This window comes from Photorhabdus machadonis, assembly GCF_052657765.1.
The window spans coordinates 1,895,741-1,914,063 of record NZ_CP199761.1 but is presented as its reverse complement, the minus strand read 5'-3'; the positions used below and the strand labels follow the sequence as shown (position 1 = coordinate 1,914,063).

Genomic DNA, 18,323 nt, shown 5'->3' with positions numbered 1-18,323 from the left:
TTTTAGTCGTACTCAGCTATTTTTACGAGATTTATTGATGTCCAAATTAGAGAAATTATGTGCAGATTTTGCCGCTCAGACTAACATTGTGTTGAATCTTTCTACGGGCGCAGCGCAATTGAATATTGGTGATTATGGCCCCTGGTGGATAGAGGTGGACTCAACGGGATCTATGCTGACTTTCCATCATACAGTCACTTCGTTTGTTGATAATGATGCGGAATTTTGGCTCTTATTAAACAGTAATATCAATATACTTGGTGGAGCATGGCTCGCATTGCATCAGCCAACGCGAACTATTCGTCTCTGCTTACTTCAAGATATAACACGAATCGATTCTATTGATTTGGTCAATATTTTAGGAAATCTGCAAAAAATAAGAGCTGAACTCCCTTTTCCCGAAATTAAACACACCATTTCAGCATCAACCCACGATATTTTAGTTTGATATGCTTTTTTAGAAAGTAAATTCAAAGAGCTCACAGAAGAAAAAACAATAAAACAATGGAGAGAAAGTATGTCCAATCTTTCAATACAGAGCGCTAACACCAGGATTGATATTAATCACAATGAGTTGTCTCAAGCAGCTTCAACAGATAAAACTTGTCACTGTTGCGAACCGTTGCTAAATAATACCATTGATAATCCACTTACCTCACCAACCTCTGTTATCACACAATGGAATGAAAAATCCGTCGTAACCAACAAACAAATTGAAGCTAACATTTCCCGTTTAGCCAGCGAAAGCACCGCCGCCCATAAAACAGTTGATTCCCTATTATCTAACCTGATAAAACTTTTCACTCGGGTGGAGGGTAATGAGTTAACCGCAATCACTAAAATGTTGAATGCCTATACCGGAGATAAACCCGGATTCAGTATCTTAGGTCAACTTGGTGCAGGTGGATTTACCCGAATTATTAGCGAAGCACAGCAAAGCGGTGTTAGACCTGATAGAGCAAATACAGAACCTCTCACATTGAGGGAGAAGGCTACTGCTTACTATGATCTGACTAACTCAGCTTATTTCCGGGATACTCTGGAGAAAATTTATTCATCACCTGAATTGAAATCAGAATTCAAGGATATAATTGATATTGGTTATCTGGAAAGTAAAAACTTTGCACCTGCCCGTGGTTCCACTAAAGAAAATCCCTTACCTGATCAGTTGGCTCTCTACACGTTTAAAAATGAAAATAAATTTAATGCCTCTGAAAATCCCGAATTGTATCAGGTGACTAAACAGGAAAAAGGGAAAGAAGTAACAAGTAACCCTGCCCTGGCTGGCAATAGCCTGACCAAAGTCCAGAATGATTTCAGAACACCAGCTCCTGATAAGGAAAGTGTCTGGTCATCTGCCGCTTCACTTGAAGCCGATAATCGTCTGACCAATCGGGAGTTGGAATTTGCCCGTTTAAACCCCCGCAACCGACTGGACAGAACTGACTATCAATTTGGTCAATCAGCACCCATCAAAGCACATCAAGAATTCGCGAAGGAAAATATTATAGTACAACGTGGTAATGGTTTTGCTGTCTGGAATGTGAAAGAAAATACAGGATTCTCTGAGGATGCAGCCTTACATCATTTGCCAACTGTCGCGGCGCCTTCAGGCACCACGGATCGTTTTATTACTGCGGCCAGGTTGTTGGGTACAGGTCTGAAAAATGATCTTTCTTTAGGTACTCCCACTCATGGAGAATCACCGGATCAGTCCATTCAACGAGGGGAGCGGGAAATGAAAGAGCTAACCCGATGGCTGGCAACAGGTTATCTGGTTGATGACAATCATCATTCTATGATTGAAGTTAATTTAGGTGCAGCCAACCATGGTTTAGCGTCTCAGTGGGGATTGAATCTCTATACCGAACCCTTCTCTTCTCCTATACATGCCAAAGGATTTAGCATATCCAGCCAGGAAATATTGGCAGAATTAGAAAATCGTGAGGATGTCCGCACAGATTACTCTACTTTCAAGAAAGATCTGTACGGCGGAAGTCGGGCAGCGGTTAACGCAGATGGCAATATAAGAACGAATTCCAGATAACCTTTCTTTTTGCCGCTTCATCTGATGATTCATGACCGGGGGAGTTGTTGTCGGTTAAATTCTTCACCCCCGGCAATACGGATGATCGCCAACCAGTGCGGGAATGGGCACAAGGTCTGAATTGGCTATTCTTGGATAGATCTAATGTAATATGTAATACAATTTCATGTCCCACTGGAGGTTCTATGATAGACCTGTATTATGCCCCAACACCAAATGGTCACAAAATCACGCTCTTTCTTGAAGAGGCTGGCCTTCCTTACAACATTTACCGAATTGATATTGGTGCGGGAGATCAATTTAAACCTGAATTTCTTGCAATTTCTCCTAACAATAAAATTCCGGCTATTGTTGATCAGCAACCCACCGATGGCGGCCAACCTGTCGCCATTTTTGAATCCGGTGCCATTCTGACTTATCTGGCAGAAAAAACGGGTAAGTTACTCAGCAAAGATGTACGTGAACGTATTCAAACCCTGCAATGGCTGTTTTGGCAAATTGGTGGCTTTGGCCCAATGCTGGGACAAAATCACCATTTTAGTCACTTTGCGCCTGAGAAAGTCCCTTACGCGATTAATCGTTATCAAGAAGAAACAAAACGTTTGTATAAGGTTCTGAATACTCAATTGGAAAAAACATCCTATTTGGGTGCTCAGGAATACAGTATCGCTGATATCTCAACTTATCCGTGGGTTCGTGCCTATGAACGTCAAAATATTGATCTGAACAATTATCCGGCAGTGAAAAAATGGTTTGATACTATTAGCCAACGCCGCGCTACCCAAATAGCCTACAGCAAAGCCTGATACCTGTCTGCGGGGTAACTATTTCCCCGCAAAACTTGATCCGGCTAACAGATAGCTGTATTTTAAATCATCAGCATTGATATCCCTGCTATAGTTTCTATATAAACTTAGGTTATAGGAGTGGTTATGCATATTTTAATCACCGGAGGAACAGGCTTGATTGGTAGCCGTCTGGTTTTCCAGCTTCTTTCCCTATCCCATTCCATTACCATTCTGAGCCGCTCACCACAAAAAGTGTACTCTTTGTTCAGTAAACAAGCCGAATGCTGGACCACTCTGAAAGATAAAACGGACCTCAATAATTTTGATGCCGTTATTAATCTCGCTGGCGAACCCATAGCAAATAAACCTTGGACTTCAACGCAAAAAGAAAAGCTGTGCCAAAGCCGCTGGATATTAACAGAACAGCTCAATAAGTTAATCAATGCCAGTCAGACACCACCAGAAGTATTTATTTCCGGCTCTGCGGTGGGCTATTACGGCGATCAGGATCAGGCAATTGTGACAGAACATGAGCCACCCAATGATGAATTTACTCATCAACTCTGTAAACGATGGGAACAACTTGCATTACAAGCTGCCAGTGATAAAACCCGTATTTGTCTTTTACGTACCGGCGTTGTCTTGGCAAAAAATGGCGGTGCACTGAAAAAAATGTTACCGCTTTTCCGTCTTGGGTTGGGTGGCCCTATGGGTAGCGGAAAGCAGTATCTGCCTTGGATCCATATTGATGATATGGTAAATGGTATCTATTACCTGTTGATGACGCCCGGTTTGAGCGGTCCTTTTAATATTACCGCCCCTTATCCGGTACATAATGATCAGTTTGCCGCAACACTCGGAGAAGTATTGAACCGCCCTGCAATTATCCGCATACCTGCTTTTGTGCTGAAATTATTAATGGGAGAAGCTGCGGCACTGGTACTAGGAGGACAGCAGGCAATACCGCATAAACTGGAACAAGCTGGTTTTGGCTTCCGCTATTTTCAGCTAAAGGACGCTTTTGAAGACCTGCTACACACTAAATCTCAACACCTTTAGCACCTTGCCAACGGGTAAATAGATCATGAGGCAGCTCGATATCAAACTGATCGAGCACCCGATTAACTGTCTGGTCAACAATATCCTGAATCTGTTCAGGGCGATGATAAAATGCAGGCACTGGCGGCATGATCACCGCACCTATTTCGGCCGCCTGAGTCATCAACCTGAGATGCCCCAAATGCAATGGCGTTTCTCTCACACCCAGCACCAATTTACGGCCTTCTTTCAATACAACATCTGCCGCTCTGGTCACTAATCCATCGGTATAGCTATGAACAATACCTGAAAGGGTTTTCATTGAACATGGCAAAACGACCATACCCGAAGTTTTGAACGAACCAGAAGAGATAGCAGCGGCTATATCTCTGTTGTCATACACAACATCAGCCAGCGCCTGCACATCCCGCAAACTATAATCTGTTTCAAGTGCCAGTGTCTGACGAGCGGACTGACTGATGACCAGATGTGTTTCTACGCCGTCAACTGGTTGTAAAACTTGCAGCAGCCTGACGCCATAAATAGCCCCGCTTGCTCCTGTAAGCCCCACGATCAATCTTTTCATTTTTTCCTCGTGCTGACACTGGACAACGATTTTAAATCCGAAGGTCATCAACCTTCATTATAGATATCCAGATTTTCGATTTCGTTCTGATTATTCAATGTCATTTCATCGTCTTTACGCAGATTTTCCAGATAATAGAGATAAGTCTGGTCAATGTCTTTGGTAACATAAATGCCATCAAATACGGAGCATTCAAACTCTTCAATATCCGGGTTTTCTTCACGAACGGCATCAATCAGATCCGTCAAGTCCTGGAATATCAACGCATCTGCACCAATGAGCTGACGAATTTCATCAACTTCACGTCCATGAGCGATCAATTCATTTGCATTTGGCATATCAATGCCATAAACATTCGGGAAACGCACTTCCGGGGCCGCAGAAGCAAAATAAACCCTCTTCGCTCCCGCTTCACGAGCCATTTCAACAATTTGTTCTGATGTTGTACCACGAACAATAGAATCATCCACCAGCAGCACATTTTTATCGCGGAATTCCGCACGATTAGCATTCAGTTTACGGCGGACTGATTTCCGGCGCTCCTGTTGACCCGGCATAATAAATGTCCGGCCAACATAACGGTTTTTCACAAATCCCTGACGGTAGGGTTTACCCAGTATACGGGCAATTTCCAGAGCAATATCGCAGGAAGTTTCAGGAATAGGAATAACCACATCAATATGAAGATCTTCCCATTCACGGGCAATTTTCGTCCCCAGCTTATTCCCCATCCGCACACGGGCGTTATAAACCGAAATTTTATCAATAAAGGAGTCTGGACGGGCAAAATAGACAAATTCAAACAAGCAAGGAGTCAGAGAAGGATTTTCAGCACACTGGCGGGTAAATAACTGGCCCTTCTCAGTGATATAAACCGCTTCACCCGATGCAACATCCCGCAGGAATTCAAAACCCAGCGTATCCAATGCAACACTTTCAGAAGCGACCATATATTCATTACGGCCATCATTCAGAGTACGCTTGCCTAACACCAACGGACGAATGCCGTGCGGATCACGGAAAGCGACTAACCCATGACCGATAATCATCGCAATACAGGCATAAGCACCACGAACCTGTTTATGCACTGCCGCTACCGCAGCGAAAATATTGTCAGGTTCCAACGGATAATGCTGGAAACGATCCAATTCATTAGCAAAAACATTGAGCAAAATCTCGGAATCTGACGGGGTATTCACATGGCGACGGGCATTTTCAAACAACATTCTTTTTAATTCATGCGCATTCGTCAAATTACCATTGTGTGTCAATGTAATACCAAATGGAGAGTTCACATAAAACGGCTGGGCTTCCGATGCACTGGCGCTGCCCGCCGTCGGATAGCGAACATGACCAATCCCAATCGCTCCCTGTAAACGCAGCATATGCCGGGTTTCAAACACATCTCTCACTAAGCCGTTGGCTTTGCGTAAACGAAACCCATTGTTACCATCAATAGTAGCAATGCCAGCAGCATCTTGCCCACGGTGCTGAAGCACCGTCAACGCATCATAAATCGACTGGTTAACCGGTGTAAAACCGACGATACCAACAATACCGCACATGTAGTTTTTCCTCATCAGCCAAGCGGAGAGGTATATTTCTCCGGCAGGAAACTTGACGCATTTTGCAGGTAGTCAAAGAACCACCTGATGATATGACTGAACTGTGGGATCAATTGTGACTGTTTCCAGTCATCACTTTGAGGCAATGGTGTGAATGTATCCAGAAAAAACAGAATAGCAGCAACAATCAGCACACCACGCAATGCCCCAAAGCAGACTCCAAGTACCCGATCAGTACCAGACAATCCAGTCCGTTGCACAAGAGAACCTATCACATAGTTCACCACGGAACCGACAATCAAAGTCGCAATAAACAGAAGCGCAATGGCGATTCCGTTACGCACCAGTTCATCTTCAAAACGGGTAAAATAGACCGCTAAGTAAGAGTAGAAATGGCTTGCCACAAAGAAAGCACATCCCCAAGTGACCAGTGACAACGCCTCACGAATAAACCCACGAATCAGGCTAACTAATGCCGAGAAGCCAATAATGGCAATAATAACGTAATCAATCCAAACCATGTTTTAATTCCAAAATAGACGCCCGGCATCCGTTTCAGGTGCATTTTAACAGAAAACGAAAACGTTTGCGTAGCAGATTTCCTATTCCACTGAAAATAATTAGCGGCGATATGGGAAACGCATTATCGCCGCAGTCACTTAATATTTATTACTTAATTTCATCACAATTATCCTATTCGTCACATAGGCATCGTCAGCTTTATTACGGTCTATAGCTTCTTACCTGCCCTTGTAATCCTGTCAGATTTTTTAGTTCTGATAACACCGAGTCGAGTTGTTGTTTAGACGCATTCGGACCGACATATATTCGGGTTAACTGCCCATTCACTGGCGATGAAGGTACCGTATAGACCTGATAACCCGACAACCGCAGTCTGGCAACGATCTCATCCACCTTTCCAGCGTTTTTCAAGGCACCTAGTTGTACAATATATGCTTGCCCTTGCGGTGCTTTTTCAACTGGTTTAACTTCAGGCTTCGGTTTAATCTCTGGCTTAGCCGACGCTGGCTGCTTAATGCCCAGTTTTTGTTCAGGATTAATCTGTGGTTGAGGTTTGACTTCAGGTTGAACAGCAGGAGGCACTATCGGTGCGGGTGGCGATGGAACTGTCACCAATGGTATTTCCGGCTGCTCCAGTGTTTCCGGCAGCAATATCTCTGTCTCATCTTCCAGAGGAATTGATAATATTGGCGAATTAAGGGGAGGAATAGATTCAATTTCTTGCTCATCCCCAGGCTTCGGAACCAGGGGAATTGATGCAAACTTATCTTCGTTATATTTCTTGTCGCCGTCCAACAATGCAGGCAGCACAATAACACCCAGTGCGACCAATACAATTGTGCCGACCAAACGATTTTGAAATTTACTTGCCACTTCGCTTCTCCCTGTCCAGAGCCTCCATGACATGCGCCACTGTGTGGAATGAACCACAAACGACAACAATATCCTGTTCATCAGCATCTGCCATTGCCTGATACCAGGCACTTTCCACATCAGTAAATACCCGTGGCTGTTCAAGATGCTCAACCAATGCCTGTGCATCTGCACCACGCAGTTCAGTCAACGGAGCGCAATACCACTCATTAATTTGCTGTGACAGGCAAGCCAGTGTGCCGGCAATATCTTTATCGCCAAGCATACCCACTACACCAAGAATTTTACTGCCCGGTTGACGGGGCAACAGGGCTAATTTCTGTACCAAATAAGCCGCTGCATGCGGGTTATGCGCCACATCCAGAATCAACAACGGCTTTTCATGAACTATTTGGAAACGCCCAGGCAACTGCGCATTTTGCAGCCCCTGATGGATGGCATTTTCATTAATAGCCTGACTGACTTTATCTCCTTGTCGTAATAGGCAACAAATAACACCCATTGCGGTTGCGGCATTCATCAGAGGAACATTTGGCAAAGGCAGATGACTAAATAGCATATCATCAGATTGCCAGTGCCAATCTTTCCCCTGTTGAGAAAAGCGCCAGTCAATACCACAGCGGAACAACCTGGCCCCTAGTTGATCCGCGACTTCCGCAATAGAAGATGGCATATCCGGTTCACCCACCACAGCAAGACGATCTTTGCGGAAAATACCCGCTTTCTCACGACCAATATGTTCGCGATCAGCCCCTAACCAGTCAATGTGATCGAGTGCAATACTGGTAACGGCTGCAATATCGGCATCCACAATATTAGTCGCATCCAGCCGCCCACCTAAGCCAACTTCTAAGATGACCACATCCAGGCAAGCTTCTTTAAGCAATTGCAGAGCCGCTAATGTGCCATACTCAAAATAAGTTAGTGAAATACCACCACGACGGGATTCAATATCCGCAAATACACGACAGAATTCCTGTTCAGGTAACTCTTTACCCTGAATGCGGACTCTTTCAGTATAACGTACAAGATGCGGAGAGCTGTACACACCCACTCTCAGCCCAGCCGCTAGCAGAACAGATTCGATAGTGCAACAGGTGGTGCCTTTACCATTAGTGCCGGATACGGTTATCACCTTAGGCGCAGGATTAACCAGATCCAAGGTTCGAGCTAGTTTACCTACACGTTCAAGCCCCATATCAATGGCTTTAATATGCAGGTTTTCAAGATAGGAAAGCCACGTCATCAGCGGCGACGTGACTTGAGGAATTTGCAAAGTGTCAGACATCTTCTTTATTGGTATTTATTTGAATATCCGCCTCAACATCAGCGGGTTCTGCCACAAATTCAGCAACAACGGGTTTAGTACCGGATTGCGGCTGATGAGTCAGTTTAGAAAGCAAACTGGCAAGTGTGTCTCGTATTTCAGGACGACGAACAATCATGTCAATTGCCCCCTTTTCCAGCAAAAACTCACTGCGTTGGAAACCTGGTGGCAATTTCTCGCGTACTGTCTGCTCAATAACACGTGGACCGGCAAAGCCAATTAATGCCTTTGGTTCAGCAATATTAATATCACCCAACATTGCCAAACTCGCTGAAACACCGCCCATTGTCGGGTCAGTCATCACAGAGATATAAGGCAAACCACGCTCCTGCATTTTTGCCAAAGCAGCACTGGTTTTCGCCATCTGCATCAGTGACATCAACGCTTCTTGCATACGAGCACCACCACTGGAAGAAAAACAGACCAGAGGACAATTGTCTTCCAGCGCCTGTTCTACCGCGCGAACAAAACGGGCACCAACAACAGAAGCCATTGACCCCCCCATAAACGCAAATTCAAAAGCAGCAACCACCACCGGCATACCACTCAACGTGCCTTTCATCACGATCAGTGCGTCTTTCTCTTCAGTTTGCTTTTGTGCTGCCGATATGCGGTCTTTATACTTTTTAGAATCGCGGAATTTCAGAATATCCTTCGGCTCTAATTCTCCCCCTAATTCAGTTTTTGCGCCTTCATCAAGGAGAGTCTCCAGCCGGGTACGCGCCGAAATACGCATGTGATGATCACATTTAGGGCAAACCTCAAGATTGCGCTCTAACTCAGCACGGTAGAGCACTTGACTGCAACTATCACATTTAGTCCAAACTCCCTCTGGGATATTTGCCTTACGACTTTGGGTAATGTTGCTTTTATTAAGAATTTTTTCAATCCAGCTCATTGAATGATCTTTCCGTCTGAATCTGGCTTGTGCCAGCTTTGTTATATGTGCCATTAAACCACAATGCTATTACAGTGTGGATAAAAAACTGCTCAAACCTGTTACGGGTTATTGGTTTTCTGTTTCATCGCCGCACGACGGTAACGCCAGATTTCAATCACTCCGGGCAGGATTGAGATAAAGATGATAGCAACAATCAACAGTTTCAAATTCTGTTGTACCATTGACATATCACCGAATATATAACCAGCATAAGTGAATAACAGTACCCAAACCAGTGCGCCAATCACGTTATAAGCAGCAAAATGACGATAAGACATTTTCCCCATACCTGCAACGAATGGTGCAAATGTTCTGATAATTGGTACAAATCGCGCTAAAATAATGGCTTTCCCGCCATGTTTTTCATAAAATTCATGTGTTTTATCCAGATAACGTCGGCGGAAAATTTTCGAATCCGGGTTGGTAAATAATCTTTCGCCAAAGACACGACCTATAGCATAATTCACCGCATCGCCAATAATAGCCGCAATAATCATCAACACCACCATAATATGCACATTCAGATCATTTGAATCCAAAGCCGCTAAAGCACCCGCAACAAATAGCAGCGAATCTCCCGGCAGAAATGGAGTAACCACTAATCCTGTTTCACAAAACAGAATCAGGAACAGAATGCCATACACCCAATGACCATATTGTGCGACAAGCTCTGCTAAATGAATGTCAATATGGAGAATAAAATCAATAATAAATTTAGCAAAATCAACGAAATGTGTCAGATATTCCATAATATTCCCCGTTATACCAAAACGTCCTTGTCGGCAACCAAACCAAAAATGTTAAATTAGATCATCTGCCAGAAACAGAGGCCCCATAACCGATCCCGGCAAATCAAACTGTGCAGGGTAATCAACGGCAACCAGATATAATCCTGCCGCTTTGGCTGTCGCAGCGGCTTTTGTCCGGTCTTTTACCGCAAGCAATTGAGCCATCCAGTTGATACCCTGATTTCCACAGCCAATTTCCATCAGGCTACCGACAATATTACGCACCATATGATGCACAAAAGCGTTGGCTTTAATATCTATTACGACGTAATGCCCGTAACGATTGACATTAATATGCATCACATGACGCCAGGGTGTCTTGGATTGGCATTGAACCGCACGGAAAGAGGTAAAATCATTTTCCCCCAGCAAACACTGCGCGGCCTGATGCATCCGTTTTTCATCCAGTGGATAATGAAAATGTGTCACGCCACTGGCCAACACTGCCGGACGATAACGATGATTAAAAACAATATAACGATACCGCCGGGCAGTCGCGCTGAAACGGGCATGGAAATCCTCATCCACGGCTTTCACCCAACGAACAGCAATATCCGGCGGTAAATGTGCGTTCACACCCATTGTCCACGCCGCATCCTTGCGTTGTGCAGACGTTTCAAAATGAACGACTTGCCCTGTTGCATGTACTCCAGCATCAGTCCGACCGGCACAAAATACCGATATGGGTGCATTGGCGACTTTTGATAACGCTTTCTCAAGGCACCCCTGAACACTTTTTACTTCTTGCTGACGCTGCCAACCATAATACCGGCTGCCATCGTACTCAACTCCCAATGCAATTTTCATTTTTGAACCTGGCACAGATGCTGTTTGTTCTGTACCAGACATCAGTAAAATTGCTCCTGAATCAGTTTTTCGGCTGTCTCAACCGCCATCAGCGCACCACCAAATCGGATATTGTCGGCCACCGACCAGAATTGTAATACCTCCGGCATACCATAATCATTGCGCAGACAGCCAATACTCAGCAAATCATTACCAGACGCGTCTGTCACCTGAGTTGGATAATCGCCTTCTTCTGAAACGTTAATATCAACCATCCGCTCTAATTCTTCTCTGGCTTCTTCCACACCAACCGGACGCAATGTTTCCAAATGGACTACCTGAGCATTACCATAAAAAACAGAAGACTGAACGCAACTGACTGAAATGGGCAACCCCTCATCCTGTAAAATTTTGCGTATCTGATCTACAACGCAGCGCTCTTCACCCACTGAACCTTCAGCATCTGCCAACAGCGGCAAAAGATTAAACGCCAATTGTTTGCTGAAACGACCCGAATCGGGTGAGATACCGTTAAGTAAACGGGCGCTCTGCCCAGCTAATTCATCAATCGCCGCTTTGCCATGAACAGAAACAGAGAACAAATTAGTCAAATGTAAGCGTGCAATTCCGGCGGCGTCAACCAACGGTTTAATTGCTGTCAGCACCTGACTGGTCATGCAATCTGCCAAGGCGACAATATTACGGTTACGATAATCCGCCAACGCATGAGGATTCACACCCGGGACAATAAGGGGAACATCCGGCTCCATAGCAAACAATCCGCTGCTATCGAGCACCAGACAACCTGCTTCTGCCGCTTGTTCAGCATACTGTGCCGTGGCTTCTGTTCCGGCCACAAAAAAAGCGAGTTGCACCTGTGACCAGTCAAAGCCAGCAACATCACGGACAATTAAACTTTTACCATTAAAACGCAGGTTTTCACCGGCACTATGTTCACTGGCAAGAGGATACAGTTCACCAACGGGAAACTGACGCTCCTGTAATAACGCCATTATCGCTTCACCTACCGCGCCTGTCGCACCCAACAGGGCAATATTCCATCCTTCCGACATGTTGGTTTTCTCCACCTTATCTTTCTGACATGCAGATATATACCTGCACAAATTAAATCAGTTCTGTACTGAAACCAAGAGCGGCTAGCAACTCAGCACTCTCTCTGTTATCACAGCACACGGTCAGGGATGACCATTCCCGGCGTTCCAAATAGTTTTTACGCAGAAGATCGAATTGCCCTTTCTGACTGGCAACCTGCCGTAACGGGGTATCATCGCGGCGCACATCATACACTAAATGTATCAGTCGCTTTAGTGTGCTTTGAGTCACATTGCCATGCAAGGCGACCCGGCTGAAATCAGGTTCAGGCAACAGCTCAGATAAGGCAACCTTACGGGGCTGACCAAGGAATCCACAATAAGCCTCAAATACCTGTGTGGTGCCACGTGCCTTACCTTCGAGGGTATAACCCGCGATATGCGGAGTACCTATATCGACTAATTCCAGTAATGGCAGGGATAAATCAGGTTCTGGTTCCCAAACATCCAGCACAACACTGAGTTTTTTACCACGCGTCAACTCGGCAAGCAGTGCCTGATTATCAACAACTTCACCCCGGCTGGCGTTAATCAATATGCGGTTATCCGGCAAAGCCGACAATAATTCTGCACCCGCCAGATGAAGTGTTTTATATGGGCCTGATTTATTCAATGGCGTATGGAATGTCAGAATATCCGCCGCTTTGACCAATTTTTCCAATGGCCAAAATTCACCAGCATCACCTCTTTCAGCTCTTGGCGGATCACATAAGAGTGTCCGTATGCCAAGGGAAGATAACCGTTCGGCCAGCCGGCTACCGACATTACCGACGCCAATGATCCCGACAACCTTATCTTTGAGTTCAAAATTGTCACGTTCAGCCAATAACATCAATGCTGAGAAAACATATTCAACCACAGCAATGGCATTGCATCCCGACGCAGCAGAAAACCCGATTCCCGCTTGAGATAACCACTGTTGATCCACATGGTCCGTACCCGCTGTTGCCGTACCGATAAATTTTACCGTACTGCCTTTCAGCAGTTCTTCATTAACTTTAGTCACCGAGCGAACCATAAATGCATCCGCGTTATCCAGTGCACCTGCTGGCATCGGGCGCCCCGGAATAGCTTGTACATCCCCTAATTGCTGAAACAGTTGTTCAGCATAAGGCATATTTTCATCAACCAGAATCTTCACTTAATTCCATCCTGTGGCATAAAACGGACGTAGCCGGCTATTTTGCCATTTAATCGTAACAAAACCCATCACGACGGTTTCTTTTATTATTAGCTTTTTCTGAAACGCTCTGGTGTCGTACCCGCCAGTTGCTGAAACATCGCAATAAAAGCAGAAGATGAGCTGTAACCTACATCAAAGGCGACTTCATTAACGGTTTTCCCTTGTTCCAGCAAAGAAATCGCATGGATAAACCGCAACCGTTGCCGCCATTCACTAAATGACATGCCTAATTCTTGCCGGCATCGCCGTGACAAAGTGCGTTCCGAGGTATAACGCTGTTTTGCCCATTGCAGCAATGACGTATTATCAGCCGGATTACGTTCAAGTTCCTGTAGTATCGGTGCTAAAAGTTTATCTTTAGAGAAAGGCAGATAGGTATGCTGAACAGGAGACTGAATTAGCTGATCAATCAACACTTGGGCCAGCCGTAAATCCTGTTCTGTTTCCGGTATTTTCAATGCACGTTCAAAACAATCAGCCATAATCGTATTGAATATTGAGCTAAGTTGGATAATACAAGGAGCCGTCGGCAATAATTCCCCCCACTCAGGAGAGATATCTATTGCCCTGAATCTCATTGCTTTTCTACTATATCCTGAATGCTCTATTCCTTCCGGTATCCAGACACAGAATTGCGGTGACGCTAAAAAATGTTGTTCTCCAGCATTCATTGCCATTACACCACAGACGACATAAATAAGTTGCCCGAATGGATGGGTATGACGTAAACACTCGGTGTCCGCACTGAATAATTCACTACGGAAAGAAATACTGGCCGGAATATCCATGACTTCCACAGGGATATGAATTTTTTCTGCCATAATTGTCTCAATTGCCTTATCCATTGTCTGATTATCGTTATATATAATAAATCAGACACCATTAGACTAAACACTCATTTTTATCTCAATGCGACTCACCTATATGAATATGATTTTCCCGCTTCTGGCAGTCCTGATTTGGTCAATTAATGCCGTGGTGAGTAAAGCCTCCGCTACAGCGATTGATCCGGCTGCAATTTCTTTTTATCGCTGGTTCCTGGCCTTTCTCACATTAACGCCCTTTGTTGCACTGCCTGTTATTCGCCAATGGAAAACAATCTGTCAATATTGGTGGAAGTTATTAGTCCTTGGTGCACTTGGTATGGTACTTTACCAAAGCCTGGCCTATTACGCTGCACACAGCATCAGTGCAACATTTATGGGAATTCTTAGCTCATTGATTCCGCTTTTAACTGTTGTCATCAGTATATTTGTTTTACGTGTTGTCCCCACTGTTGGCATTGCTCTTGGTACTGTTCTATCGCTGTTTGGTTTAATCTGGTTGGTCAGTACCGGTGATCCCATGTCATTGTTGCAACACGGTTTAGGCCGCGGTGAATTGATGATGTTGATTGCCTCCACCTCCTACGCACTCTATGGCGTATTAACCAAACACTGGTCTATTCCATTACCAAACTGGCAATCCCTGTATGTGCAGATTACTTTTGGTGTCCTGTTATTACTGCCAAACTTCCTGTTGACTAACGATGTTCAATTGAATGCCAACAATCTCTCGTTAGTCTTATTCGCCGGTATTCCCGCCTCTATCCTTGCCCCTTATTTATGGATACAAGGTGTCATAAAACTTGGTGCTAACACTACTGCCATATTTATGAATTTGACGCCGATATTTACAACGATTATCGCTATTCTGGTTCTGCACGAAAAAATTCACAGTTACCATCTGGTCGGTGGCGGCATAACACTATTAGGTGTCATACTGGCACAACAATTACGTACTCCTCTTTTTGGCCGTAAAACAAAAGAACCGCAGAAAATTAATCATCAGAAAGCCTGAAAGGAATTCTCACTAATAAGCCGCCCAGTGTTTCACTGGGCAGTAATTGGGGATGAGTACCATGATAAATACTGATATCTTTTACCAGAGCTAATCCCAGTCCTGCCCCTTCATGCCCCGCAGCATTATCAAGACGATTAAAAGCCATCAGTGACAAATTAACTTCTTCTTCAGCAATCCCCGGCCCACTGTCATCCACTTCCAAATAACAATATGTCTTACAAGGACTGAGAATAATTCTGGAAGTCACAATCCCGCCTTCCGGCGTATATTTAATTGCATTGTCTAATAAGTTGGCGCACATTTCTGTCAGTAATACAGGTTCGCCTTTTATCCACTGAGTATTTTCTCCTTCATAACCCAAATCAATATATTTACTTTCAGCCTGTTGCAAGCGAGAAAAACATGCCTGTTGCAACAATGCGACTAAATTGACCGGCTTATAATCTTGAACAGCTTCCTTTTCATGCGCTTTTAAACGAGAGAGTTGTAATAAACGGTCTGTCAGAGAAATCGTATTATCCAACGTGCTATCAATAGCCCGTAAGCTCTCTTTCCATTGTTCAGGATCTTGGCTGGCAAGCGCGACCGCCACCTGGGTTTTCAATACCGTTAACGGTGTTCTGAGTTGATGAGAAGCATCCGCACTGAATCTTTTCTGCCGGCTAACCATCAGTTTCAACCGTTCTATATAGCGATTAAATGCATGTAATAACGGAGAAAGTTCTGACCACGGCAACATATCCGGTAACGGAGTAAGATCATTAGCGGGGCGACGAACCATGACACCAGAAAGTTTATGTAGTGGTTTGAGTAATTGTTTCAACAGAAAATAAGCCAGAATCAGAGTCAAGCCGACAACAGCCCCCTGACTCAGCAAAGAAGATATTAATAATTGTTGCGCAAAATAATGACGAGAAGCCACCGTTTCAGCAACCAGTATTAACGCCATTCCCATCATTCCACCTTCATTGATCGGCTGATAAAGCGCGGCAACCCGGATAGGCTGACCGTGATATTCCGCATCATAAAAATAGACCAATGCAGTGTATAAATTGGAACGCGGCGTATATTCAGGTATTAATGGCAAATCGTCATAACCAGAAATTGTTTTCCCTTCAGGAGATAACACCTGATAGAACAACCGATCATTCATGTTTCGCTCAAAACTATCCAGAACCACATAAGGTACATCGACAATCAATTGGTTATTCTCAACTGTCAGCCGTTCTGCCACGGTTCGGGCTGATGCCAGTAACGTACGGTCATAAGCCAATGTAGCCGCATTTTTCGCACTGAAATAATGGGTATAAACAGACAGACTGCCCAACAAAAACAGCGGAACACCGAAAAATAAAAGTAACTGATGAAACAGTGACTTCGGTACTTTGAGCAATTTCATCCGTTTTGGCACTCAAGACGATAGCCTAATCCCCGTAATGTGCTAATCCCCACATTACTGCCTGACAATTTTTTCCGAACCCGGTGTACATAAAGTTCGATACTTTGTGGATTCGCTTCATCCGACAATGCAAATACCTGTTCAAAAAGCTGTTGTTTAGAAACCGGCCTTCCCCGGCGATGGAACAGGGTTGTCAAAACAGAAAGCTCACGCGGGGTCAAAGCCAGTGGCTCATCGTGCAAAATAAAGTAACCTTCATCCTGATAAACCAAGGAGCCAAATGTCAGCATCTCCTGAGGAACACTTGCACTACGCCGAAGTAATGCCCGGATACGTGCTTCCAACTCCTGTAAATCGAAAGGTTTAGTCAAATAATCATCAGCGCCAGAATTAAGCCCTTTCACCCGATCAGAAACATCAGCCTTAGCCGTCAGTAATAATACCGGCAGATTTTGTCCCCGCTTACGCAAACGAACTAACAGAGAAAGGCCATCCAGCCTCGGCAAAGAAACATCCAGAATCAACAATGCATAATTTTCTGTCTGCAATAATTGATCGGCAACGATGCCATCACTGGCAACATCTACAGCAAACCCTGCACTACTCAGTGCTTTTTGCAGCCAATGCAATAATTCAGGATGGTCTTCCACTAACAGTAAGCGCATTCTAAATATATCTCCTTGATTTTAATAAGCATAATAAAGGATGTTATTCCATATTATCTTGTAGGTTATCCGGTTTATAATTTGCTGCTTTTCTTATCGTTGAAAACTGACAATAGAGATAATGAGTGGAAGCACTTGCAATCGCTGGCCAAACAGCACAAGTCACCGCGATAGCATTAAAAGATTGGACGATGCCTATAACCACACAAAACTGTATTCAGTCATTCGCATTGAGATCAGCCATTAAATCTTTGGCAGTGAAGAATGATTCCCCCCTTTACGAGCATCTTGCATTGCTGCGATTGTCGTTTCGTTCGGAACTAATGGTTCAAAGGGTAATACTTTTTCTCTTGCGACTCGTGTTAGCATCATGCGAACAGCATCTGACACAGTGAGCCCCATCACGGCGAGAACCGCAGCAGCCTCTGCTTTGATTTCACCATCAATACAGGTTTATATTAGTTGATTCGCAGCCACAATAAGCCTCCTTGTTGAACTACAATGTAATTCAAAAGATGTTTAGCACAAATATACGCATGAGTAATATTTAAGCAAATGCACAAAAAATCTACCATCAGGTGACCTCACATCAATTTGTGTCGTACGTCAACATCGCATTCATCTTCAGGCAAATTCTTATCCTAAATTCTATGAAGAGTTTTTAGCATTAAGCGCCATTCATTTCGGAATACAGGTGCTATAATTTGCATAACTCAGTTCAACGAGTGATTTAGTGATTTGTGATTTTTTGCGATGAATCAGATCGCAAAAACCAGATTAAGTTCCCTTCGAGTGATCTACTGTTTTGAAACGCTATTTAAGTAGAAATATGCCAGAAAAGCGAAATAATCCCTCATACTAG

The 18,323-nt window shown here is 44.3% G+C and carries 19 protein-coding genes; 5 read left to right on the top strand and 14 right to left on the bottom strand.

Going from position 1 to position 18,323, the window contains the following annotated elements; genetic code table 11:
- Nucleotides 1-37: 37 nt before the first annotated feature.
- From ACUN2T_RS09455 to ACUN2T_RS09440, 4 genes are all read left to right on the top strand, one after another.
- Nucleotides 38-448 carry a type III secretion system chaperone gene (locus ACUN2T_RS09455; RefSeq protein WP_445497251.1) on the top strand — a complete coding sequence of 137 codons (411 nt, stop codon included), beginning with the start codon at nt 38-40 and terminating at the stop codon, nt 446-448.
- A 69-nt stretch (nt 449-517) separates the two neighbouring features.
- Nucleotides 518-2,047 carry a hypothetical protein gene (locus tag ACUN2T_RS09450; protein WP_445497250.1) on the top strand — a complete coding sequence of 510 codons (1,530 nt, stop codon included), beginning with the start codon at nt 518-520 and terminating at the stop codon, nt 2,045-2,047.
- Nucleotides 2,048-2,232: 185 nt separating this feature from the next.
- Complete coding sequence (locus tag ACUN2T_RS09445) at nt 2,233-2,853, top strand: glutathione binding-like protein (RefSeq protein WP_445497249.1); 621 nt, start codon at nt 2,233-2,235, stop codon at nt 2,851-2,853.
- Between the two features lie 126 nt (nt 2,854-2,979).
- A complete protein-coding gene (locus ACUN2T_RS09440) occupies nt 2,980-3,894 on the top strand; it encodes a TIGR01777 family oxidoreductase (protein ID WP_445497248.1) in 915 nt (304 codons plus the stop codon).
- On the opposite strand, the gene ACUN2T_RS09435 is transcribed toward ACUN2T_RS09440, so the two are convergent.
- The 11 genes from ACUN2T_RS09435 to ACUN2T_RS09385 all read right to left on the bottom strand — a co-directional run bounded on the left by ACUN2T_RS09435 (nt 3,875) and on the right by ACUN2T_RS09385 (nt 14,376).
- Complete coding sequence (locus tag ACUN2T_RS09435; RefSeq protein WP_445497247.1) at nt 3,875-4,459, bottom strand: UbiX family flavin prenyltransferase; 585 nt, start codon at nt 4,457-4,459, stop codon at nt 3,875-3,877. The two genes, ACUN2T_RS09440 and ACUN2T_RS09435, sit on opposite strands and share 20 nt — an antisense overlap.
- A gap of 47 nt (nt 4,460-4,506) precedes the next feature.
- Nucleotides 4,507-6,024, bottom strand: coding sequence for an amidophosphoribosyltransferase (gene purF / locus ACUN2T_RS09430; RefSeq protein WP_445497246.1), 1,518 nt, complete (start codon nt 6,022-6,024; stop codon nt 4,507-4,509).
- A 14-nt stretch (nt 6,025-6,038) separates the two neighbouring features.
- Nucleotides 6,039-6,545, bottom strand: a complete 507-nt coding sequence (gene cvpA / locus ACUN2T_RS09425) for a colicin V production protein (protein WP_133814905.1) — start codon at nt 6,543-6,545, stop codon at nt 6,039-6,041.
- A gap of 202 nt (nt 6,546-6,747) precedes the next feature.
- A complete protein-coding gene (gene dedD, locus ACUN2T_RS09420) occupies nt 6,748-7,419 on the bottom strand; it encodes a cell division protein DedD (RefSeq protein ID WP_445497245.1) in 672 nt (223 codons plus the stop codon).
- Complete coding sequence (folC, locus tag ACUN2T_RS09415) at nt 7,409-8,707, bottom strand: bifunctional tetrahydrofolate synthase/dihydrofolate synthase (protein ID WP_445497244.1); 1,299 nt, start codon at nt 8,705-8,707, stop codon at nt 7,409-7,411. Before folC ends, dedD begins: the two co-directional genes overlap by 11 nt.
- Nucleotides 8,700-9,644 carry an acetyl-CoA carboxylase, carboxyltransferase subunit beta gene (gene accD, locus ACUN2T_RS09410; protein WP_445497243.1) on the bottom strand — a complete coding sequence of 315 codons (945 nt, stop codon included), beginning with the start codon at nt 9,642-9,644 and terminating at the stop codon, nt 8,700-8,702. Before accD ends, folC begins: the two co-directional genes overlap by 8 nt.
- Before the next feature lie 101 nt (nt 9,645-9,745).
- On the bottom strand, nt 9,746-10,435 hold the full coding sequence (locus tag ACUN2T_RS09405) for a DedA family protein (protein ID WP_445497242.1): 690 nt from the start codon (nt 10,433-10,435) through the stop codon (nt 9,746-9,748).
- 51 nt (nt 10,436-10,486) lie between these two features.
- Nucleotides 10,487-11,281, bottom strand: a complete 795-nt coding sequence (gene truA / locus ACUN2T_RS09400) for a tRNA pseudouridine(38-40) synthase TruA (RefSeq protein ID WP_445497840.1) — start codon at nt 11,279-11,281, stop codon at nt 10,487-10,489.
- Nucleotides 11,282-11,322: 41 nt separating this feature from the next.
- Nucleotides 11,323-12,333, bottom strand: coding sequence for an aspartate-semialdehyde dehydrogenase (locus tag ACUN2T_RS09395; protein WP_445497241.1), 1,011 nt, complete (start codon nt 12,331-12,333; stop codon nt 11,323-11,325).
- Between the two features lie 52 nt (nt 12,334-12,385).
- On the bottom strand, nt 12,386-13,513 hold the full coding sequence (pdxB, locus tag ACUN2T_RS09390; protein WP_445497240.1) for a 4-phosphoerythronate dehydrogenase PdxB: 1,128 nt from the start codon (nt 13,511-13,513) through the stop codon (nt 12,386-12,388).
- 89 nt (nt 13,514-13,602) lie between these two features.
- Nucleotides 13,603-14,376, bottom strand: coding sequence for an AraC family transcriptional regulator (locus tag ACUN2T_RS09385; protein ID WP_445497239.1), 774 nt, complete (start codon nt 14,374-14,376; stop codon nt 13,603-13,605).
- A 103-nt stretch (nt 14,377-14,479) separates the two neighbouring features.
- On the opposite strand from ACUN2T_RS09385, the gene ACUN2T_RS09380 reads away from it, so the two are divergent.
- Nucleotides 14,480-15,394, top strand: coding sequence for a DMT family transporter (locus ACUN2T_RS09380; protein WP_445497238.1), 915 nt, complete (start codon nt 14,480-14,482; stop codon nt 15,392-15,394).
- On the opposite strand, the gene ACUN2T_RS09375 is transcribed toward ACUN2T_RS09380, so the two are convergent.
- The 3 genes from ACUN2T_RS09375 to ACUN2T_RS09365 form a co-directional block, all read right to left on the bottom strand.
- Nucleotides 15,375-16,796, bottom strand: coding sequence for a sensor histidine kinase N-terminal domain-containing protein (locus ACUN2T_RS09375; protein WP_445497237.1), 1,422 nt, complete (start codon nt 16,794-16,796; stop codon nt 15,375-15,377). The two genes, ACUN2T_RS09380 and ACUN2T_RS09375, sit on opposite strands and share 20 nt — an antisense overlap.
- Nucleotides 16,793-17,461, bottom strand: a complete 669-nt coding sequence (gene tctD / locus ACUN2T_RS09370; protein WP_445497236.1) for a transcriptional regulator TctD — start codon at nt 17,459-17,461, stop codon at nt 16,793-16,795. The genes ACUN2T_RS09375 and tctD overlap by 4 nt, the downstream gene beginning before the upstream one ends.
- A gap of 243 nt (nt 17,462-17,704) precedes the next feature.
- The gene (locus ACUN2T_RS09365; RefSeq protein WP_445497235.1) at nt 17,705-17,863 is read right to left on the bottom strand and encodes a type II toxin-antitoxin system RelB/DinJ family antitoxin; all 159 of its coding nucleotides are present in this window, start codon (nt 17,861-17,863) and stop codon (nt 17,705-17,707) included.
- Between the last annotated feature and the right edge of the window lie 460 nt (nt 17,864-18,323).